This window comes from Acinetobacter sp. CE-15 (assembly GCF_051059255.1).
GTDB lineage: Bacteria > Pseudomonadota > Gammaproteobacteria > Pseudomonadales > Moraxellaceae > Acinetobacter > Acinetobacter guillouiae.
Genome location: NZ_CP192737.1, coordinates 1,880,956 through 1,902,304, shown reverse-complemented (window position 1 = coordinate 1,902,304; position 21,349 = coordinate 1,880,956). Strand labels below are relative to the sequence as shown.

The 21,349-nt window shown below is 38.6% G+C and carries 17 protein-coding genes and 1 pseudogene; 12 read left to right on the top strand and 6 right to left on the bottom strand.

Annotated elements, in window-relative coordinates; genetic code table 11:
* The first annotated feature begins 201 nt into the window (after nt 1-201).
* On the top strand, nt 202-894 hold the full coding sequence (locus ACQ7EO_RS08730) for a LuxR C-terminal-related transcriptional regulator (RefSeq protein ID WP_096735528.1): 693 nt from the start codon (nt 202-204) through the stop codon (nt 892-894).
* Complete coding sequence (locus tag ACQ7EO_RS08725; RefSeq protein WP_434279401.1) at nt 840-2,780, top strand: ATP-binding protein; 1,941 nt, start codon at nt 840-842, stop codon at nt 2,778-2,780. Before ACQ7EO_RS08730 ends, ACQ7EO_RS08725 begins: the two co-directional genes overlap by 55 nt.
* 162 nt (nt 2,781-2,942) lie before the next feature.
* Here ACQ7EO_RS08725 and ACQ7EO_RS08720 read toward each other — a convergent pair whose 3' ends face one another.
* From ACQ7EO_RS08720 to ACQ7EO_RS08705, 4 genes are all read right to left on the bottom strand, one after another.
* Nucleotides 2,943-5,408 (bottom strand): ExeM/NucH family extracellular endonuclease, encoded by a 2,466-nt coding sequence (locus tag ACQ7EO_RS08720; RefSeq protein ID WP_434279400.1) that lies wholly within the window; start codon nt 5,406-5,408, stop codon nt 2,943-2,945.
* Nucleotides 5,409-5,632: 224 nt separating this feature from the next.
* The gene (locus ACQ7EO_RS08715) at nt 5,633-7,279 is read right to left on the bottom strand and encodes an AMP-binding protein (RefSeq protein ID WP_303577814.1); all 1,647 of its coding nucleotides are present in this window, start codon (nt 7,277-7,279) and stop codon (nt 5,633-5,635) included.
* Between the two features lie 274 nt (nt 7,280-7,553).
* Nucleotides 7,554-8,687 carry an acyl-CoA dehydrogenase family protein gene (locus ACQ7EO_RS08710; RefSeq protein ID WP_434279399.1) on the bottom strand — a complete coding sequence of 378 codons (1,134 nt, stop codon included), beginning with the start codon at nt 8,685-8,687 and terminating at the stop codon, nt 7,554-7,556.
* A 206-nt stretch (nt 8,688-8,893) separates the two neighbouring features.
* The gene (locus ACQ7EO_RS08705; protein WP_004719394.1) at nt 8,894-9,664 is read right to left on the bottom strand and encodes a 3-hydroxyacyl-CoA dehydrogenase; all 771 of its coding nucleotides are present in this window, start codon (nt 9,662-9,664) and stop codon (nt 8,894-8,896) included.
* Nucleotides 9,665-9,855: 191 nt separating this feature from the next.
* Between ACQ7EO_RS08705 and ACQ7EO_RS08700 the strand changes: the two genes are divergently transcribed.
* The 5 genes from ACQ7EO_RS08700 (at nt 9,856) to ACQ7EO_RS08680 (ending at nt 14,576) form a co-directional block, all read left to right on the top strand.
* Entirely contained in the window at nt 9,856-10,890 is a 1,035-nt protein-coding gene (locus ACQ7EO_RS08700) for an AraC family transcriptional regulator ligand-binding domain-containing protein (RefSeq protein WP_434279398.1), read from the top strand.
* A gap of 221 nt (nt 10,891-11,111) precedes the next feature.
* Nucleotides 11,112-11,459, top strand: a complete 348-nt coding sequence (locus ACQ7EO_RS08695) for a hypothetical protein (RefSeq protein ID WP_004719389.1) — start codon at nt 11,112-11,114, stop codon at nt 11,457-11,459.
* 276 nt (nt 11,460-11,735) lie between these two features.
* The gene (locus ACQ7EO_RS08690; RefSeq protein WP_419355844.1) at nt 11,736-12,719 is read left to right on the top strand and encodes an aliphatic sulfonate ABC transporter substrate-binding protein; all 984 of its coding nucleotides are present in this window, start codon (nt 11,736-11,738) and stop codon (nt 12,717-12,719) included.
* A complete protein-coding gene (locus ACQ7EO_RS08685) occupies nt 12,719-13,552 on the top strand; it encodes an ABC transporter permease (RefSeq protein WP_105713734.1) in 834 nt (277 codons plus the stop codon). The genes ACQ7EO_RS08690 and ACQ7EO_RS08685 overlap by 1 nt, the downstream gene beginning before the upstream one ends.
* A 112-nt stretch (nt 13,553-13,664) precedes the next feature.
* Complete coding sequence (locus ACQ7EO_RS08680; RefSeq protein ID WP_004822414.1) at nt 13,665-14,576, top strand: bestrophin family protein; 912 nt, start codon at nt 13,665-13,667, stop codon at nt 14,574-14,576.
* Between the two features lie 155 nt (nt 14,577-14,731).
* On the opposite strand, the gene prmC is transcribed toward ACQ7EO_RS08680, so the two are convergent.
* Entirely contained in the window at nt 14,732-15,550 is an 819-nt protein-coding gene (gene prmC / locus ACQ7EO_RS08675; RefSeq protein WP_434279397.1) for a peptide chain release factor N(5)-glutamine methyltransferase, read from the bottom strand.
* The gene (gene prfA, locus ACQ7EO_RS08670) at nt 15,550-16,638 is read right to left on the bottom strand and encodes a peptide chain release factor 1 (protein WP_004719378.1); all 1,089 of its coding nucleotides are present in this window, start codon (nt 16,636-16,638) and stop codon (nt 15,550-15,552) included. Before prfA ends, prmC begins: the two co-directional genes overlap by 1 nt.
* Nucleotides 16,639-17,028: 390 nt before the next feature.
* Between prfA and ACQ7EO_RS08665 the strand changes: the two genes are divergently transcribed.
* The 5 genes and pseudogenes from ACQ7EO_RS08665 (at nt 17,029) to ACQ7EO_RS08645 (ending at nt 21,334) form a co-directional block, all read left to right on the top strand.
* Nucleotides 17,029-17,460, top strand: coding sequence for a hypothetical protein (locus ACQ7EO_RS08665; RefSeq protein ID WP_004822418.1), 432 nt, complete (start codon nt 17,029-17,031; stop codon nt 17,458-17,460).
* 303 nt (nt 17,461-17,763) lie between these two features.
* Complete coding sequence (locus ACQ7EO_RS08660; protein ID WP_234624198.1) at nt 17,764-18,294, top strand: glycine zipper domain-containing protein; 531 nt, start codon at nt 17,764-17,766, stop codon at nt 18,292-18,294.
* A 163-nt stretch (nt 18,295-18,457) separates the two neighbouring features.
* Nucleotides 18,458-19,465: pseudogene (locus ACQ7EO_RS08655) on the top strand (LLM class flavin-dependent oxidoreductase); the annotation flags it as partial.
* A 243-nt stretch (nt 19,466-19,708) separates the two neighbouring features.
* Nucleotides 19,709-20,191 carry an inner membrane protein YiaA gene (yiaA, locus tag ACQ7EO_RS08650; protein ID WP_034613439.1) on the top strand — a complete coding sequence of 161 codons (483 nt, stop codon included), beginning with the start codon at nt 19,709-19,711 and terminating at the stop codon, nt 20,189-20,191.
* Between the two features lie 213 nt (nt 20,192-20,404).
* Complete coding sequence (locus tag ACQ7EO_RS08645) at nt 20,405-21,334, top strand: hypothetical protein (RefSeq protein ID WP_004822426.1); 930 nt, start codon at nt 20,405-20,407, stop codon at nt 21,332-21,334.
* Nucleotides 21,335-21,349: the final 15 nt, after the last annotated feature.

The window sequence follows — 21,349 nt, the reverse complement described above, 5'->3', positions numbered from 1 at the left end:
AAACTTGAAAATAGTCTCGCTATTCTCATTCATGCTTTACGACGTATACGTCTCATGCTCAATTTTAACCTACAACGCAAGCCATTTATGAAATATCAACAGACCCTTATTAAATACTAAAAATACCTATTATCAGGTATAGATAAAGCCATCAATATCTGAAAAACTAAGTCCAATAGACATGGGCGAGTTTTTTACATCATGAACAATGAGTTAAGTTTACCTGTTCCAGTCATCATCGTAGAAGATGAGCCGCTTATACAAAAAAGACTGACTGACATATTAATTAATCTAGGATACTCAATTGCAGATTTACGTTTTGCCCAAAGTTTAGCTCAAGCCAAAGAACAACTCAGTATACATTCAGCCTCTTTTGCATTGGTTGATTTAGGCTTGCCTGATGGAAATGGAATTGAGTTTATTGAGATTTTAAAAAACTATGATCCAACCATCATGATTTTAGTGATCTCTGCATGGAGCACTGAAGATGCGATCCTCAATGCACTAAGTGCAGGTGCAACAGGCTATGTGCTCAAAGAAAGAGATGACTTAGAAGTTTCTCTTTCGATCAAAAGTGTCTTGCGTGGTGGAGCGCCGATTGATCCATTTATTGCTCAAAAAATTTTAAAACAACTACACTTTAATGAAAAAAATAATTCAAATAAAACTGCACCCTGTCAGAAAGTCACTGATCAGGACAGTGTATTATCCAAAAGAGAATTGGGAATTTTAGAACTGGTTTCTCAAGGCTTAAGCAATAAGGAAATTGCAGATCAACTCAATTTATCCCGTTATACCGTTGAATCTCATATTAAACATATTTATCGGAAACTTGCGGTATGCAACAGAGCCAAAGCCATCGATACAGCACGCAACTTAGGATTACTCGACTAATTCTAAAATTAATCGGGTTGTTCGGTCTTATGCTAAGTTTGACCCAGCATTTTGCTTTTGCTGGTGCAGCCTTAACAGGTCAGTCCAATACAGCAGATGCAGCCTGCCATTTTCAAATCCAAAGCATACAAGTTGCTCAAGCGCTTGCAAATCTTGAACAGGTTCCCCAACAGGGATGGGAAACAGTCACCTTGCCAGATGACTGGGAAACGCGCTGGAAAAACTACACAGGCACTGCTTGGTATAAAATCAAATGGCAATATCAGTGTGATCAGGAAAATCAACCTGTCGCCTTGCTGATTGAACGAATCAATATTGCAGGAGCTGTCTATAGCAATAATGAACTGTTATGGAAAGACAAATCCTTAGTCGAGCCATTGTCAAGAAGTTGGAATATGCCAAGGTATTGGGTACTTCCTGCTACATCTATTCAAAACCAACAAAATGAAATTTTAGTCCGTGTTGTAGGGGTTGCATCACAACATTCAGGCCTAGGAAAAATTAAATTTGGTCAGGCCGAAGATATCGCCAATCAACAGGATCAGTTGGTTTTTGAACGACGAACTTTATTTTTTATCAATATTATTATTACCTTTGTGGTGGGAACTACAGGTTTTACCATTTGGCTATTTCGACGCCAAGAAAAAGCCTTTGGGTGGTTTAGTTTAACTTCATTTTTATGGGTATTGTTTGCCTACAATATCATTTCGACCATTCCTCTTCCTTTTACCGACAGTATCTTAACAGCACGTCTAAATCTGGTATTTTTAGTTGGATACACCTATTGCCTCTGTTTATTTGCTTGGCGTTTTGCCAATCGCCATTATCCGTATTTAGAACGTTTACTTTTATTGACCTCTACAATCGCGATTGCGGCATTGCTGTTGACACCGATCAATTATCTAGAGCGTAGCTTATCCTCTGTCTTTTTCTATTCTGGCATGGTATTTATTTTTAACTGCTTGTTTTTCCAGTGGATTGCTTTTAAACGTAGAAAGATGGACATTCTCCTGCTTGCGTTTATTTTCCTCATTTATTTACTTATTATTGTTCATGATTTTTATAGCATGATCCATCATCTGGATCAGACGCTCTATTGGACGCCATTGGCCGCACCAATTACCAGCTTAGCAATTTCGTTTATCTTGGCTTATCGTATTTCACAGAATGTTGGACGTATTGAAAAATTTAATCAGACCCTTGAAGAAACTATTGAAAAAGTCACGTTTGACTTAGAACAATCTTTAGATAAAAAGTACCAACTCGAAATTGATAATATGCGGTTGCAAGAGCGTCTAAATCTGTCTCATGAATTACATGATGGACTAGGTGGTTCAATTGTTCGCTCGATGATTATACTGGATCACAGTGAACATATTGAAAAACAGCAAGTGATCTCTATGTTTAAACTGTTAAGAAATGACTTACGCCAAGTGATTGACTCAGGAAGCAGTGCTGGGGCAAAAATACCAGAAAGCCCAGTGATGTGGGTTGCGCCATTGCGTCATCGTTTTATACAAATTTTCGAAGAAATGGAGATTGAATCGACTTGGATTTTTGCAGAAAAATGGAAACATAAACCGCTTGCATTGATTTGTTTAACCTTTTCTCGTGTCGCAGAAGAAGCCTTAACCAATATTGTAAAACACAGCCATGCAACTGATGTCGAAGTTTCGTTGGTTGAAGATGAACGACAACAACTCGTTTTAACCATTCAAGACAATGGCATTGGCTTTGAAGTAGATCAGGTTCAAGCTGGTTTGCATGTGGGTTTACAGAGTATGCAGGTGCGAGTAAAAAGAATTGGGGGTAGTTTTGAAATCCATTCTCAGCAGGGTTTTACCGTGATCCGAGCCATAGTACCGTTGAAAGATAAAACCGAATGATTTACATGAATGAAATAGTATTTCGACCAATATCATTCGCTTGATCTATGAAGAGATTCAGTCTTAAATCAGTTGGTGCAATTTTTTATGTTCTATAGTTTTATAAAAGCATAAAAAAGAGAAACTAGATCACTAGTTTCTCTTTAAAAAAGATATCGCGTATTAGGATTTCTTTTTAGAACGCGCTAATACTGAGCTCGCTGTAAGCAACATCAGTCCAAATAAAGACCACAGTCCCGTACTGCCCCCACTGCTCTTATGCCCACCTGTAGTACCACTTGATTCATTTAAATCTAAATCAACAATAACCGGATCGTGATCAGAAGAACGGAAAGCATCTGGCGCATAGAAAGAAGCAATTTGTTCTTCAGTCTTATATTCTTCATTGTAGTCTAATGCTGTTGGTTCATCAGCATTGATATGCCATGCAAAAGTACGTTTAACCATTGGGTATAAGTTTGCATCTGCAATTGCATGATCTAAATTACCCGCACCGCCATTCCCGGTTGCATCACTGGCCACACCAAAGACATAGCTATATGCAGATTTCCCTTGCCCTACTTTTTCATCATTTAGCAATATTTTATAGTTGGCTTTTTCAAATGCCAAGATTGGATCTTCTTTGGCATAACTGTTCATATCCCCGACCAATAAATAATTTGGCTTTTCCGCTTTGGTCGGGTTGGTTGCAATCCACTGAATCAATTTTTGTACTGCAGTGACACGAGTCGGATTCCAACAGCCTTGACCATCACCTTGGTTAGCTTCTGGTGAGGTTTTATCGTCAGGACAACTACCTTTAGACTTTAAGTGATTTGGTACAACAGTAAAGGTTTTTCCTCCCGTTACCGCTTGGAAGCTTTGTGCCATTGTGACCCGGTTTTTCTGTGTTAAATCATCATATACCACAGGATTACCAACAGGTTTTACACGTTTGCTATTATAAATAATCGCAACTGCAATCACATCAGTACCCAACTTATCCATATTCGGTGGGATGACATATTTCCAATCTGCACCCAAAGCTTTGGTTAAGTAATTCACAGCACTTTTTTCGCCATAACCATTGTTGGCAATTTCCATTAAGCCATAAACATCTGCATCAATGGTTTTAATCGCACTGACTATTTTGGCATGTTGACGATTAAATTCTGTCTCGGTGTTTGCACCACGATCTGGTTTAACACCAATCAGCGGCGAATTGTCATAATTTAGGACGTTAAATGCGGCAACACGAACCTGTTTAGTCTCTTTTGCCAAGACGGTTGAATTCCGCAGATTGCTGTCTTTGACAACCTCAGGCAAAGCTTTGTTTTGAATCGGTTGAATACGCCAAGCATTGAAACGGTATTCCAAAATCCCTTCAACATTTTTAAGCTGATAGCCTGTACGTAAAGTGTTTGCCGCATTAAATGTTTGTGGCAACCACGGTGTTCTGTTTTGATTGTTATAACCATCATCCAAGATAATCTTAGACAATAGATTTTGTTTTGCTAAAGCAACCGCTTCATTGGATTTCGCAGGATATAAATTGGTTGGGATATATAAGCGTCCCAAACTTAAAGACAATTGACCATATCGACCATAATCATAATTCTCGCTAACCGTTAAGGTTTGAGGAATTTTTACCAACATACCTTGATAGCGCTTAGGTGCATTGCCTGTAGCATCGGTTAAACTTGAAAATGGCAGTTGAATCGGAGTAGAACTCACCAAACTTGCGGCTTGATTATTACAGGTTTGAATATTGCTGCTCAGTTGATCAATTTGCAATTGATTTTCATAATTGGTTAAACGCCCTTTCAGAATAACTTCTTCACCCACTTTACCGCCAGTGATTGTGCTTGCAGCAGGGAGATAGACAAAGATCGCATTGCTTAAATTTGCTTTAGCTTTACTGTCAGGGGTTTGAATATAGAAACCTGAAAAACCATTTTGATAGCGATAATCCGCAGTAATGACACCTCGAACCACATATTGTTGGTTTTGTGCCGCAGATTGTAAATCTGCAATTGCAGTATCAGCAGTACTACAACTGATTGCAGTGATTGGCGGTGTCGTTGTACCAGTACCTAAATAGCTACTGAATGCATTACGATCTGACCATTTGCTCCACTCACTGTCCAAATCAAAAGCACTATTTGGATCTACAGCGCTGACATCATTTTTATTTTTTATTCTGCTTAGGCTATTTTGATAGCTGGTGATTGTTGTTCCCCAGCCGCCACTTGCTGGTTTGTCCCCAATCCGTCCAAAACGATCTACAGCTGTGCCTTTATACACAAGGACCAAAGCATCATCGCCATTAAATGACAAACCAGCAACCTGATTCACTTTAGTACCAAGTTCTGCCTGTAATTCGGTACGACCTATAATAAATTTTGCTTTACTGGCTAAATTTCCCTCTAAGGTATAAGTCGCTGTTTTACTCGTTGCCCCATTGGTATATTGTTCAATTTGATAATCTGCAAGATTTACAGTGCTGCCATCTGGATTATAAATTTCTAATCCTTTTCTATTTACTGTGCCATCAATGTATTGGCTAAACATCAATTGTGCATAGCTTGGAAATGAACAGCCCAATAGTGCAAGGCTTAAACAAAGTGTATGTGGTTTTAAATTTTGCATAATTTTTAACGTTTGTTGAAATTTAAAGCAGATTAATTTTTATTAATGACAATATCGTGAATTTGAATCATTCTATTTGATCCATTTATTATTTAGACAAAAAATATCACAGGTAAAGTGGACTAAAATTGTTATAAAGACCTTAGAAATACGAGATCTTATGCTGATCATAAAAAAGCACCCTTTCGGGTGCAAAGCATGGAACTTTAAAAGATATTAAAATATTAAGCCTGCAATTGCATTTGCTGTAATTTAGCCACTTCTTGTTGCTTCAATAAATTACGTTGAATTTTGCCACTAGATGTTTTGGGTAAGCTTTCAACAAACTCAATTTCACGTGGGTAAGAATGCTTAGATAATCGAGAACGTACATATTCTTGTAATTTAGTATTCAATTGGTGACAACCCGTGAACTGAGGCTTGAGCACAACAAAAGCTTTTACGATCTCTGTTCTTTCTGGATCAGGTTTACCAATCACGGCAGATTCTAAAACTTCAACACATTCCAAAAGTGTACTTTCTACATCAAATGGCCCAACACGATAACCTGAAGTTGTAATGACATCGTCTGCACGACCAATAAAATCAACCCCACCTAATTCATTCAAACGAACCGTATCCCCAGTTAAGTAATAATGACCAACGAAGGATTTACGATTATTTCCACCATAACCTTTAAACCATGTGAGTGGCGATTGAGAGAAGTCAATTGCTAGCGTTCCAATCTCACCTCGTTCAACTTCTTGATTGTCTTGATTTAACACTGCAAAACGATGACCAGGATTAGCAAAACCTGCTGAGCCGACTTTTATTGCATGTGCTAAAGCATGATGGTTACCAATCACCATACCTAATTCTGTCTGCCCATATTGGTCATAAATATTGACATTTAAGTCATGATTAAACCAGTGAATTACTTCAGGTGTTAAAGGTTCACCCGCACTGCTAACTGCTCGTAAATGCGCTTTGATTGAAGCATTAAATTTTTCTTTAAAACCAAAGAACATACGAAATGCTGTAGGTGAACCAGTAAGATTACTGACTTGGTATTTTTGAATAATTTCTAAAGCATGGTCGACACTAAATGCACGTTCATCCATGATAATACTGTGACCTAATCCCAATGGGCCAGCAATACCATAATATAGACCATATGCCCAACCTGGATCCGCAAGGTTCCAAAAAGAATCATCTTCACGTAAATCAACGGCGTGACGCATATATTCTTTAAAGGCCAAAATTGCTTTTAATGGCACTGGAACCGATTTTGCCAAACCTGTTGTTCCCGAGGTAAACATCATTAAAAAATCATCAGTAAAACTCAACATGACGGGTGTACATTCAGCTGATTGACCTGCTAGTTCTTGCCAAAAATCTGCATCCTTTGTTGTAGCAAAATCTTGTGGATGAACGGTCAGAATATGTGGAAGTTCAATCCCGTTTAATTTTGGACGTTGTTCAGTGTTAGTGATGATCAGTTGGGTATTGGCTGTTGCTACGCGATGCTCAATCGCTTTTGATTCAAAGGCGGTAAATAAGGGCTGATAAATTGCTCCGATACGCCAAGTTGCCAATATGGTGATCAATAGTTCTGGAGTACGTGGTAATAAGCCAGCAATACAATCACCAGTTTTTAAGCCTAGCGAGTGTAAATAATTGGCTAATTTTCCTGATGCTTGTGCCAGTTGTTCAAAGGTCCATTGTGAAGACTCACCGTTTTTGCCTTCCCAGATCAAAGCCACTTTATTTAAACCGACAAAACGCTCGCAGCACTCGATATAGGCATTGATTGACTGTGGGTTGCCAACCAGTTGTTCATTGATTAGTTTTTCATAATCGAATTCTTGATAGGCTTGTTCCAATGTTTTCATGGCAATATCCTTGTATTTTCAGCACAAATCATCTCGATGTGCGGTTCCATATTTTGCTTTCTAGCTTTTCTAAAAATGTTGAATCATTCAACATGTGTTCCTATGCGTATAGATAACCATGATTAGAAATCACACACAATTTCCAAATACCTCAATTGTATTGCAGTTTTTGAACATCTGCTTTTGCTGTCATGGTGGAAGGCTTTAAAATAAAAAAGACCAGTGCGAAGCTGGTCTTGAGATAGAATTTTGATGCGCTAATCTACAATTAAACTTACTGAATCACCGCTCTTGCGATAACTAAACGCTGAATATCGGAAGCGCCTTCATAAATCTGGCTGACTCGAACATCTCGATAGATTCGCTCTACTGGAAAATCAGCGACATAGCCATAACCACCATGAATTTGTATCGCATCCGAACAGACTTTTTCAGCAATTTCAGATGCAAATAACTTCGCCATTGATGCTTCTTTTAGACAAGCTAAACCTGCATCCTTTAAACTTGCGGCATGGTAAATCAACTGCCGTGCTGCTTCAATTTGAGTGGCCATATCGGCTAAGCGAAATGCCACAGCCTGATGTTGTACCAACTCCACTCCAAAAGCTTTACGCTGATTGGCATATTCAACCGCAGCATCCAACGCTGCTCGTGCCATTCCCACACATTGAGCGGCAATACCAATGCGACCTGACTCTAAATTCGACAAGGCGATTTTATAGCCTTCACCCTCATTTCCTAATATATTCTCAGCAGGAATCCGACAATTCTCAAAAACAATTGTTGCGGTATCTGAGCAATGTTGTCCCATTTTATCTTCAATCCGAGAAACGATATAACCTTCTGTATTGGTTGGAACGATAAAACAAGAAATGCCTTTCTTTGCTGCGGATTTATCCGTAACTGCAAACACAATCGCCACTTGTGCATGCAGTCCAGAAGTAATGAATTGTTTGGTTCCATTAATTACCCACGAATCGCCATCACGTTCTGCTTTACATAGTAAAGCACCTGCGTCTGAACCCGCCTGTGGTTCCGTTAAACAGAAACAGCCAAGCCATTGACCTGTTGCCAATGGCATTAAGTAGTCTTGTTTTTGTTGGTCTGTCCCATATTTTTGCATAATTCCACAAGGCAAAGAATTTTGTACGCTGACAATGGTTGAAATTGCACCATCTCCTGCGGCAATTTCTTCAATTGCCGTCACCAAGGAAATATAGTCCAAACCTGCGCCACCCCATTGATCAGACACGGTCATGCCTAATGCACCCAGTTCACCCAACTCTTTGAGTTCTTGCTGAGGAAATTTTGCAGTTTTATCACGTTCAGCAGCTGTGGGTTTAAGTTTATTCTGCGAATAATTTCGCATCATTTCCTGAACCATTTTTTGTTCATCATTGAGAATCATTTGAGCATCCCTCTCAGCACTTTTAAATTTTAAATCACTGCAATCATGATCAGCGACCAATCAAAATCTCGTTGTTTATATAAATTTAGGCTAAAGTCTGCCTAACATGATGGTTTAGATCATGTCAGGCAGTATTCAATTTTTTAAAAGTTTGCTATTGCTTGTGTTAAAGCAAAGTTAGAAATAAGCAGATGGATTAGACCAGATTACTTTGGCTGCATACGGATTGCGCCGTCTAATCGAATTGTTTCACCATTTAAATAGCTATTTTCACAAATATGACCAACAAGCTGTGCAAACTCTTCAGGCTTCGCAAGACGTTTAGGAAAAGGCACCATTTCACCCAGCGCATCTTGAACATTTTGTGGTAATGATTTCAACATTGGAGTTTCCATAATCCCTGGTGCAATGGTCATCACACGGATGGCATGTTGCGCAAGTTCTCGCGCCAAAGGTAATGTCATTGCAACAACAGCACCTTTAGATGCAGCATAAGCGGATTGACCAATTTGGCCATCAAACGCAGCCACTGAAGCAGTGTTAATAATCACACCGCGATCTTCTTCACCTGCTGGTAATGCATAACGAGAAATGACATCTGCGGCAAAACGCAGCATGTTAAATGTTCCTGCGACATTAATATTCAATACTTTTTGAAATGCGTCTAAAGCATGGATGCCATTTTTACCTAGTACTTTGGCAGATGGACCAATCCCTGCACAATTAATTAAGCCATTTAATTGAGCATAATCCTGCTCCACATTTTTAAAGAATTGTTCAACAGCAACTTCATCCGTCACATCAAGTTGAACAAATTTGGATTTTTCACCTAAGCGCTTCTGCATTTCTTCGCCAAGCTGGTGATTCATATCCACCATGATCACTTTCGCACCTTGACCAATCAAATGTGTGGCTGTCGCTGCACCTAATCCAGATGCACCACCAGTCACAACAAAAACTTTTCCTTCAATTTTCATTTTATTTTCCTAGTTCATTGTTTGAATTGAGCAGTTTAAATGATGAATTAAACCCACTTTCGACTTAAGATGCAGAGTAAACATAGTCAAGCTTGAGTACAATTTCCAAAAGTTGCATCCTGTATGATGTATTTGGACAATTTAAACATCTTTTTGGAAAACTTTAGTCACAAAACACGTCTCACAAGATAATGGAATACACTGTGAACAATCAACAATTCAGTGAAAGCAAAGGCACAATTTCAATTGCACTGGTACATGAGGCGCTGAGCAGTGCCCAAGACAAGGGCTATGATATACAGCAGATTTTGCATGATGCAGAGATACCGCTAGAAATATTTCATGCAACCAAATCACGTATTGCTGTTTCAGCTTATGCAAAACTTTGGACTAAAATAGCAGACCATATGAATGATGAGTTCTTTGGCATGGACTCGCATCAGATGCGACGCGGTTGTTATAAATTATTGTCTAAAATGGTCATGCAAGCGGATACCCTACACACAGCGATTGAACAAATTTTGCAATATTTTAATTTTGTCTTGGATGACTTCACCAGCAAACTGATTATTGATGAAAATTATGCATACATTGTCATTACAGACAAATTACAAACTAAGCGCATGTTCTGCTATGCCACTTATATTATGTTGATTCACAGTTTGATCTGTTGGTTAGTAGATCAAAGAGTTTTACTCAATCAATTGCAATTAAAATGCACGTCCCCTGAAGATGACAGCGATTATCGCGTTCGATTCTGTGAAAATATTACTTACCAAGCAGATGAAAATTATCTGCAATTCGATGCAAACTATTTAAACATTCAAATCAAACGCGATCAAAAATCTTGGTATGGTTTTATTAAAAACACCCCTGAAAATCTACTATTAAGATTTAAGAATCCTTTGGCTTTAAGTTCAATGATTCGCAAGCAATTACTTTCTATTGCTCCTGCTGAATGGTTAGAACTCGGTGAACTATCAGCACAGCTCAATATTTCAGAAGCCACTATACAACGCCGTTTAAAAAATGAAGGCAGCAGTTACCAACAACTCAAAAATGATATACGGCGAGATATGGCGATTGAACTACTTGGCAAAACCTCACATACCTTACAAGACATCAGTGAGCTGTTGAACTTTCAGGATGCCAGTGCATTTCATCGTGCATTTAAAAAGTGGACTGGGGTAAGTCCAGGTGCTTATAGAGAACCCAAACAACCTTGATAACATCGTTAAACAAAATCTCAGTCTTTAGGGAAATTTATTTAAAATCAAAATTATAATAAAAAACATATCAATATAAATGCAAGCTCGATATTTACAGCTTATCTGAATAAGGTTGCAAATTAATCAATAATGGTATATTTATTACCCAATTTAAAGCAGGTTTTCTGCTTATTTCCTGTGGTACCCTCCTCCCCTTTAATCACTTTTAGGTCACTAACATGATTAAGATGATTGATGTACTAGAGCAAAATCTAGTTCAAAACTTTATCCATTCCCTTTCGGCTCAAACTGAACATTTAGATGAGCTTATCGAAGGTATTTTAAAAGCTTCAGATCATGACTTTGAACATGCCATGAATGATTTTTTCAAAACCAATGATGCTGCAGAAGTCGCACAAGCGCTTGATATTCACCAAGAGCGATTAGATGCAATTCAATCAGGCTTAGCAATGAAAAAAGAAAACATTGCTGATACTGCAAAAATTGTTGCGCTTTGTCTGGCACTTGAAACCAATGCATTAGACCAAGTTGAAATTGCAGACAGTCTGGAAGATTATCCAGTTTAATTTGCCCAATCCAAAAATGCCTCTGTATAGAGGCATTTTTTATGTCTAATGACTAAAATTTAATTAGAATATTTTTTTATAACTCATTTCAATAATCATCTATTCAACAAGCAAATATGCATACGTTAAAAACATAAATTTATTCATATAGTTAAACTAATATTTTTTACATTTCATATTTTAAGAAGTGAATATCTGTTTTTCTTTTTTGTACTTTCACCCTAAAAAATATACATATCTAGCTCTGTGTTTCTCTTTGAATTTTATGGGGTATGTATGAAAGTTTTTAGCAAAAAAATGACGCGCTTAGTTTCCACCTTAGCCTTAAGCTTAACCGCAATGTCTTCTTTTGCAGCCATCCCAACAACATTGAAATTAGACTATGCCTATTACGCCCCAACAAGTTTAGTGGTTAAAGAACAAAAGCTGTTAGAAAAAGCATTACCCAAAACAGAGGTCAAATGGGTGTTTAGCCAAGGCAGTAACCGTTCACTTGAATATTTAAACAGTGGCAGTATCGATTTCGCCTCTACCGCAGGTTTAGCAGCAGTATTAAGTCGTGCCAATGGCAGTCCGATTAAAACGGTTTATATCCAAAGCCAGCCAGAATGGACTGCATTAGTCGTTGCAAAAAACTCAGCAATCAAATCCTTAAAAGACCTCAAAGGGAAAAAAATTGCTGCAACCAAAGGGACAGACCCATTCTTATTTACACTTCAAGCACTTGAAACCGCTGGCTTAAATAAACGCGATGTGCAATTGGTACATCTACAACATCCAGATGGAAAAACAGCTTTAGAACGTGGTCAGGTAGATGCTTGGGCTGGGCTTGACCCACTGATGGCATCTGCACAATTGCAATCAGGTGCAAAACTGCTCTATCGCAATATCGCTTTTAATAGTTACAGTGTGTTAAGTGTAAAAGATCAATTTAGCACTCAAAGTCCAGAAGCAGTTGAGGCTGTAATTAAAGCTTATGAACAAGCACGTAAATGGGCAAAAGCCAATCCAGATAAACTTGCAGAATTATTAGCACGTGAAGCAAAGTTACCACTTGAAGTGGCGAAGTTGCAATTGAGCCGAACCAATCTAGATCAAAACATTCCAACCGCGAAACATCTTAATGCGCTAAAGAAAGCAGGGACTATTTTGACTGAAGAAGAACTGGTTCGAAAAGGCACCAATGTAAATCAAGTTGTGGATCAACTATTTGACAGCAAATATGCGCAAAAGGTCATTGGCAAGGTTGCTGAGAAGTAATGACAAAGTCTACACATGCTCAATCGACGCAAAGCGAATCAAATGTACGTATAACGCAGGCGGGTTTAAACAAACCTGCCTTTAAGGCCAATGTTTTAAAATGGGTAAAAGGAATTACGATTCCGTTGTTGCTCATTTTATTATGTGAGTATTTAGTTCGTTTTGGATGGATTGAGTCTTATCTGCTCCCTGCCCCAAGTAGCTTAGTTGACTCATTCAAGGAGCTTGCCGCAGGTGATTTATTTACCCATATCTATACCAGTACTTGGCGTGTATTTTTAGGATTTTTTATTGGTAGCCTATTGGGACTCATTTTTGCAATTGCAGTGGGTTTAAACAAACACATTGAAGATTTTTTAGAACCCACATTTTCAGCGATCAAGTCTATTCCAAGCCTTGCTTGGATTCCGTTATTGCTTTTGTGGTTAGGCATTGATGAAGCCTCAAAAATTACCTTAATCGCGATTGGTGCATTCTTTCCCACCTATACCAATAGCGTATCTGCCATACATGGTGTTGATTCAAAGTTGTTAGAAGTGGCAAAAGTATACCGTCTGACCTATCTACAAAGTATCTTCCAAATTGTTCTGCCTGCTGCATCTCCTGGAATTCTCGTTGGACTAAGAAACAGTTTAAGCCTAGCGTGGATGTTTATGATTGCAGCAGAACTGATTGCAGCGACACAAGGTATCGGTTATCTACTCAGTGATGGTCGAGAAACCTCACGGCCCGATATTGTGATTATTGCGATTATCTTGCTGGCTGTCCTTGGTAAACTCACTGACAATCTGATGAAATTGATTGAAAACTGGTTTTTACGTTGGAGAACATAAACCGCTCAAAATACGGCTTTTGATCAGCCGTATTTTTTAAATTGCTTATTTGCAACTTGCATTTCTGCTTTTCTCTATGAAACACTGTCACAGTAATAGTAAGGTAGACAGTATGATCATTCGTGATAAAAGTAACAGCTTCGCACTTCTCTTTGCTTGGCACGGCACCATTCTTCCCAAAGTCTTACCCGCATTAACTTTTGTTGTGCTGATCTCGACAGTTCTGGTTTACCTATCATCACATCACTATTTTACAATTCCTGCTGTACCTGCAATTGGGTTTACCGTGTTCGGGATTATCCTTTCTATTTTCTTAAGCTTTAGAAATACTGCATGTTATGATCGTTGGTGGGAGGGTCGTAAACTCTGGGGTGCTTTGATTGCAACCTCACGCCATCTTTCTCGTGACACGCATGTTTTGCAAGAAAACCAGCGTAAAGTTTTAATGTATCGTGTGATGCTATTTACCCGTTTATTAAGAAATCGTTTACGCAATCAAAATCAGTCCATTGAATTTTATAAAAATAAAGTTGATTTAGATGAATTAAGCTTTAGCCAACTGGCAAACCACATTAATGCTGCACAATTTGTTTTAGAAGAAATCCAAAAATCTTTAGTGCAATCACTTAAATCAGGTGAAATTTCTGACATTATCTATCAAGGTTTAAATCATCATATTGTTGCAATGGGTAATATTCAGGCTGGCTGTGATCGCATTCTAACCACCCCATTGCCTTATTCTTATTCAGTCTTATTACATCGCACAGTATATTGCTTTTGTTTGATTTTGCCGTTTAGTTTAGAAGCAAGTTTAGGGATTTGGACACCCGTCATCGTCAGTTTAATTGCTTATTTATTTTTGGGACTAGATGCTTTGAGTGCTCAGCTTGAAGAACCATTTGGCCTACAAGAAAATGATTTACCTTTAGATTCAATTACTCGTTTAATTGAAAGAGAAATGCACAGCTCTCTGGGTGAAAAACTCTTAGAGCCGATTCAATTGGTGAAAAGTAATTTGACTTAGCTGGTTTTTCTAAAGGCTATATTTCAACCCAATCTTTAAAATTTTGAATAGGTCAAATTCTTTTAATACTATTTATTCGCCAATAAAAAAGACTTTGTTGGATAAGCGCAACCACCGCCATCGAACAAAGTCTTTTTAGATATAGCAATGCAAAACTAATTTGGCCACTGACCTAACGTGACACGATCATTACCGCCATAGTCTTTAACAGTTCTGACCTGTTTAAAACCAGCACCTTTAAAAATGTTTTGTACCGCTTCAGCTTGATCATAACCATGCTCAAGTACGATCCAACCTTGAGTCGCCAACCATTTTTTACCTTGCTGAACAATATGTTCAATATCCGCCAAACCATGCTGCTCAGCAACCAAAGCTCGTTCAGGCTCAGAAGCAAGATGCTGCATATGCTCATCATCAGCATCAATATAAGGTGGATTAGAAACTATCACATCAAAAAATTGACGATTCAAAGCTTTAAACCAACTTCCTAGAAAAAACTTGACCTGCCCCAAGTCATGCTTTTCAGCATTATGTAAAGCAACTTCTAAAGTCGGTTCATAAATATCTGTGGCAATAATAGACCAATTTGGACGCTCACTTGCCAGCGATAATGCGATCGCACCTGTACCCGTACCTAAATCAACCATACGAGTATCTTCAGGCAAATCAAGATTTAAAACCGTTTCAACCAATACCTCAGTATCTGGACGAGGGACTAAAGTATCTCTGGTAACGGTTAAATCCAAAGTCCAAAATGGTTGTGAGCCAGTTACATAAGCCAAGGGTTCACCCGCAGCAATCCGCGCTAGACCCTCAACATATTGCTGTTCTTGCTCAGCAGTTAATTCTTGCGTAGATTTAAGTGACAAATCAAAAGCATCAATTTTTAAAATATGCTCAAGTAACCAAGCATTTTCTTGACGCTCATAACTTTCAGCTTCTCCACGTAAGGCCAAAGCCTGTGCAATATTCATTAACCACCATTTTGTTGTGCAAGCATCGCCAACTGATCTGCTTGATATTCGCGATGTAAGCTGTCAAGTAGCTCAGTCAAATCACCTTCCATTACTGCATCTAACTTATATAAAGTTAAATTAATACGGTGATCTGTCATACGACCTTGTGGATAGTTATATGTGCGGATACGTTCCGAACGATCCCCTGAACCTACCAAATCACGGCGCATTTCAGATGTTGCTGCATCGGCTGCAGCACGTTTCGCATTCTCTAAACGTGAAGCCAGTAACGCCATCGCTTTTGCTTTGTTTTTATGCTGTGAACGTTCATCCTGACATTCCACCACAGTACCTGTTGGAAGATGGGTAATACGTACAGCAGAATCAGTTTTGTTAATGTGCTGACCACCCGCACCAGAAGCACGGTAAGTATCAATACGTAGATCCGCAGCATTAATCTCTACTGTGGTGTCTACATCAACTTCTGGAAGAATTGCCACAGTACATGCCGAAGTATGTACACGACCTTGTGACTCAGTGGCTGGAACACGTTGTACACGATGCGCCCCGCTTTCAAACTTCAAGCGACCGTAAACACCTTCACCATTCACTAGACAGATAATCTCTTTATATCCGCCATGCTCACCTTCATTTTCAGATAAGATCTCAATACGCCAGTTTTGAGTTTCAGCGTATTTACTATACATACGGAATAAGTCACCCGAGAAAATCGCCGCTTCATCACCACCGGTACCAGCGCGGATTTCCAAATATGCCGAGTTGGCATCATTTGGGTCTTTAGGAATCATGAGAATATTCAACTCAGCTTCAAGTTGTTCAATTAAAGCTTTGTTCTCTTTGATTTCCTCAACAGCCATATCCTTAAAATCTGGATCAGTTAACATTGCTTCTGCTGTTTCAATATCTTCTTCAGCTTGCTTGTACTTTTTCCAAACATCGGTAATTTCTGATAAATCATTATGCTCACGGGACAAATTACGAAAACGCTTATTGTCTGAAATGACTTCAACATCTGCCAATAATGCTTCTAACTCTTCATGTCGATCACAAAGTTGGTCTAATCGTAAACGTAACGATTCTTTCATTTTAAATACATTCTCAAGCTAAGCCTTACCAAAAAACATCGAGCTTTATAACAGCCCATTTAAAATTGGTAAGAAAATTCTAAAATTGTGCCTAGTTTACCGATTCTGCCATTTAAATGACACATTTATATAAGCACCATCAAGATAAGCTATAGAATTTATAGCAAGATGATCCGCATGATTTTTGATTAGATGCTTTTATTCTCCATTATTCATGCTATTTGTTGACTAATATGGGTGTTTTAAAATCACTTTTAATAGAAAACATACATTCAGATACCAAACGCTATCAATTTTCAGATCCCTCTCCACATTTTTTGGAAAAATTTTTGTTACATTTGCCACATCGAATAGAGATAGAACTGTCCAGATAAGGACATGGAGCAACACATGAAATTTAATACGATCATATTTAGTACTGTATTGGCAGTAACTTCAATATTTACAGTAAGTGCTCATGCTGATAACTCAACACGTATCGCAGCAACCTCTGCTTTAGGTAGTGTCGTTGGTACTGCTGTAGGTAAACAAATTGGTGGTAACACTGGCGCAATGATTGGTTCAGCAGTGGGCGGTGCAGGTGGTGCTGCTGCATCAACCAATAGAAAAGACCGTACTGCGGCTGCAATTGGTGGTGGTTTAGGTGGTGTTGGTGGCTATACCGTAGGTAAAAATATGGGTGGTACCACAGGTGGTTATATTGGTGCTGCTGCTGGTGCAGCAGGTGGTTCAGTTCTTGGTAAAAAAGTTTCTCAAGACCGCCATGCAGATCAACGTAAGTACAATAAAAAGTACTACAAAAAACACCGTCGTCATCACTAATTGATCCTTGAACGATATCAAGCACCTTCTGGTGCTTTTTTTGTATCGTTTCATCTTAGATAAACTGTCTATCTTGTAGAACTACAAGTAATGATTTATAGCTTAATATTGATTGTACTAAATAAGGTTTTACTTAAAATTAAGTTTAACATTCACGCAATATGAATAAATTAAAGAGCAAGAAATACAATCCACACACAAAACATAGAAATTGCTTACATTCAAATCCATAATTATTGCTAAATGTTTCGTTATTCTAGCCTCAAGTTAAGAATTCGAAGAAGCTTCGATCAGGAGTTTAAAATGAAATTACAAGCAATCCTTGGTGCAACTGTAATTGCAGCAACAATGATGACGACTGCACATGCAGGCAACTCAACCAATACAGCATTAACATCTGCACTTGGTGGTGTGGTGGGTGCTGCGATTGGCCAACAAATGGGTGGTTCAACAGGCGCTATGATTGGTTCTGCAATCGGTGGTGGTGTTGGCGCAGGCGCTTCATCGAATAAACGTGACCGTAATGGTGCGATCATTGGCGGTGCTTTAGGTAGTGCTGGTGGTTATACCGTAGGTCGTAATGTGACGGGTACTTCAACTGGTGGCTATATTGGCGCAGGTCTTGGTGCTGCAGGTGGTTCGGCATTAGGTCAAAAAGTCAGTAACGACCGTCGTTATGATGACCGCTATGACAACCGTTATGGACGTTATAATGATCGATATGATCGTGGCGGTTACCGTAATGTTGATTATCGCTACAATGACCGTGGCTATCGTAAAGACAATGGCAATCATTATGGTCACTACAAAAACAAGAATAATTGGAAAAATTAATTTCAGTCCAAAATTAATATCCAATCATTTAAATCAAGCACCTTCGGGTGCTTTTTTTGGATAATAAAATCAACATCAAAACCACCAAATATCGACAATTTTCGATATACATTTGCACACTTATATCGTATTATTTCGATATATATTATTTTCGAGTTTAAAAATGTCGTCTTTAACAGATACCGCATTAAAGAATACGAAGTTCTCTATCCTAGAACTCGCACCTGTTCGAGAAGATCAAACAGTTGAGTTTTCTCTTAAGCATGCATTGCAACTTGCTCAGCATGCAGAACAGTTAGGCTTTGATCGCCTTTGGTTAGCTGAACATCATAATATGGACGGTATCGCCAGCTCCGCAACTGCTGTATTGCTGGGTTACATCTTAGCCAATACAAAAAATATTAAAGTGGGCTCGGGAGGGATTATGTTACCCAACCATGCACCTTTAGTGGTTGCTGAACAGTTTGGTACCTTGGCAACACTCTATCCAAATCGTATTGAACTCGGCTTAGGTCGTGCGCCCGGAACAGATCCAACCACCATGCGTGCATTAAGACGTGGTCGTCAAGAAACAGAAGAGCAATTTCCACAAGATGTTTTAGAAATTTTAAGCTATTTCGCTGATGCAGTGCCTCAGCAAAGAATTAAAGCAACACCTGGGCAAGGTACGCATGTGCCTGTGTGGCTTTTAGGATCGAGTCTTTTTAGCGCACAACTGGCGGCTAAATTAGGGCTTCCTTATTCATTTGCCTCACATTTCGCACCGAGAATGTTAGGACAAGCCATTCAGCTCTATCGTGACAATTTTGAACCATCCGCCTATTTAGATAAACCGTTTGTATCTATGGGGGTTCCTACTGTGGTCGCCCAAACCGATGAGGAAGCAGAGTATCTAGCCACAAGTGTGTATCAACGTATTCTTGCATTACTGACAGGACAAAGTTTAAAACTGAAACCGCCTGTAGCAACAATGGAAGGCCGATGGTCTGCATCAGAGAAAATGTCCGTACAAAACTTCTTAGGTATGGCGCAAATTGGCTCACCAGACACAGTGAAGAACGGTTTAAAGCAACTTTTAGAAAAATATCAGGTAGATGAATTTATTTTCACTTGCGATATTTATGATACACAGAAGCGCCTAGACAACTTTAGTTTATTGATGGATTTAAAAAATAATACAAATCAATCATGTTTTCCTCTTTACCAAAATGAAATGATAAATTTCATTTTGGTTTTTTTTTGATTTAACTGTCCTATAGCTGAAATATCCAATTGATTTAAAATACTATTTATTATTTCCCACACTTAAACTCTATTTGAATTAGCTCTCATAAATTGAAAAGATTTGCCATCTCATTTCAAATCAGCATAATAGAACATATAAAAATCAGTAAAATAGTAATAAGGAACAACAATGAACCAATATATCAATAAACCCACCCCTGCTTTTATTGCAGTCAGTTGGGTGGCTTTACTTGCTGGTGCGGCAGCCTACTGTGTCGGTTTATTCAATGCACAAATTCTATTAAATGAAAAAGGCTATTATTTAATCCTGATCCTTTATGGTCTATTTTCTGCTGTTTCACTACAAAAAGTTGTTCGGGATAAACTTGAAGGTCAGCCAGTCACAGCAATTTATTATGGACTATGCTGGGCTTCAGTGGTGATCTGTATCGTTCTGCTCGCATTGGGTTTATGGAATGCGACGATGGCACTCAGTGAGAAAGGTTTTTATATCATGGCTTTTTTACTTAGCCTCTTTGGTGCTGTTGCTGTACAAAAGAATATACGAGACTTGGAATATCTCAGAACGAATTCACAGCCTGAATTGCCTCAGCCCCACCCTGTTCAACAAGTTGAAGTTAAAGAACTTGAAACACCAGAAGATAAATTTTAATTGTTAAACAATCTATTGCTCCAAATGATAAGACTTGTCCTTTTATGACAAGTCTTTCTTTTTATCTCAATCACTTAGCTAAATTTTCACATTCAAAATCAAACCATTACTGGGTTGATATTTTTCATCATTCCACAATGAATATCTTCGCCAATTGATTCACAGAAATATTAAATAAAATGCAATGAAATCCTTATTTTTAATAGATTTGCTATGGCTTCAATTGACTTAGAAAAAATGTTAGATAAAGTCAAAAACACACAATGGACTTTATCCGATATTGATTGGGATGCACCAGGCCGTGAGCTGGTTACAGCTGAACAATGGCCAAAACTTAAAGACTTTATGGCAGATCTGATGTGGATTGAGCATGTAGGTGCCCGTGCATTTTCAGCAATGTCAAAAAAAGCGCCAACGGCAACTTTACGGGAGATGTACGCCATCTTTCATGCCGAAGAACAACGCCATGCCAATGCAGAAATGGCGCTCATGAAACGCTGGGGAATGTTAGATGGTGATATCCCTAAACCAAATAAAAATTTACGCTTGATTATTGAATGGCTAGATACCTATGCCGATGAAATGCCTTTTTATATTTTAGGCGCAGTGATTCCCATGCTTGAAGTGGCTTTGGATGGCGCTTTATGTACCTTTTTATTGGATACTGTAGATGATCCAGTTTGCCACCAAGCCTTTGAACTGATTAATGGCGATGAAGCACGCCATTTAGGTGTGGGTTTCAGTGTAATGGAAGCACAAGGGATCAATAAAAGCGTCATTGAGCTTGCCCAAATGGCTGCACGAGTAATCGATCCACGTTTAATGCTGGGTATTTTGGCCTACTTACCATTGATCAATAAAATGCGTGACAACGTCATTAAGCTCGGGCTTCCTGAAGAAAAATTATATGCAGCAATGAATAAATTTTCGAAAATTGGCGGAAGAACAGCGGAAGGACGTCGTAACCCATGGTTCCAAATCATTCAATTTCATGGCAAAAATGTAGTAGATCGCAATAAAAAATGGTTCCATATCCCGATTGATGCCATGGTTAGCGTGACTGACAAGATTCCTGAAAAGTCTTTACCTAAAGTCCCAAGTTGGATATATCAATTAACGTCAGAACCCACTGCGACCAATTAGTATAAAAAGGAAATA

Bases quoted from the DNA above. Each gene is read 5' to 3' on its own strand.
- ACQ7EO_RS08730 (WP_096735528.1), top strand. From the start codon at position 202: ATGAACAATGAGTTAAGTTTACCTGTTCCAGTCATCATCGTAGAAGAT.
- ACQ7EO_RS08725 (WP_434279401.1), top strand. From the start codon at position 840: ATGCAACAGAGCCAAAGCCATCGATACAGCACGCAACTTAGGATTACT.
- ACQ7EO_RS08720 (WP_434279400.1), bottom strand. From the start codon at position 5,408: ATGCAAAATTTAAAACCACATACACTTTGTTTAAGCCTTGCACTATTG.
- ACQ7EO_RS08715 (WP_303577814.1), bottom strand. From the start codon at position 7,279: ATGAAAACATTGGAACAAGCCTATCAAGAATTCGATTATGAAAAACTA.
- ACQ7EO_RS08710 (WP_434279399.1), bottom strand. From the start codon at position 8,687: ATGATTCTCAATGATGAACAAAAAATGGTTCAGGAAATGATGCGAAAT.
- ACQ7EO_RS08705 (WP_004719394.1), bottom strand. From the start codon at position 9,664: ATGAAAATTGAAGGAAAAGTTTTTGTTGTGACTGGTGGTGCATCTGGA.
- ACQ7EO_RS08700 (WP_434279398.1), top strand. From the start codon at position 9,856: ATGGAATACACTGTGAACAATCAACAATTCAGTGAAAGCAAAGGCACA.
- ACQ7EO_RS08695 (WP_004719389.1), top strand. From the start codon at position 11,112: ATGATTAAGATGATTGATGTACTAGAGCAAAATCTAGTTCAAAACTTT.
- ACQ7EO_RS08690 (WP_419355844.1), top strand. From the start codon at position 11,736: ATGAAAGTTTTTAGCAAAAAAATGACGCGCTTAGTTTCCACCTTAGCC.
- ACQ7EO_RS08685 (WP_105713734.1), top strand. From the start codon at position 12,719: ATGACAAAGTCTACACATGCTCAATCGACGCAAAGCGAATCAAATGTA.
- ACQ7EO_RS08680 (WP_004822414.1), top strand. From the start codon at position 13,665: ATGATCATTCGTGATAAAAGTAACAGCTTCGCACTTCTCTTTGCTTGG.
- prmC (WP_434279397.1), bottom strand. From the start codon at position 15,550: ATGAATATTGCACAGGCTTTGGCCTTACGTGGAGAAGCTGAAAGTTAT.
- prfA (WP_004719378.1), bottom strand. From the start codon at position 16,638: ATGAAAGAATCGTTACGTTTACGATTAGACCAACTTTGTGATCGACAT.
- ACQ7EO_RS08665 (WP_004822418.1), top strand. From the start codon at position 17,029: ATGAAATTTAATACGATCATATTTAGTACTGTATTGGCAGTAACTTCA.
- ACQ7EO_RS08660 (WP_234624198.1), top strand. From the start codon at position 17,764: ATGAAATTACAAGCAATCCTTGGTGCAACTGTAATTGCAGCAACAATG.
- yiaA (WP_034613439.1), top strand. From the start codon at position 19,709: ATGAACCAATATATCAATAAACCCACCCCTGCTTTTATTGCAGTCAGT.
- ACQ7EO_RS08645 (WP_004822426.1), top strand. From the start codon at position 20,405: ATGGCTTCAATTGACTTAGAAAAAATGTTAGATAAAGTCAAAAACACA.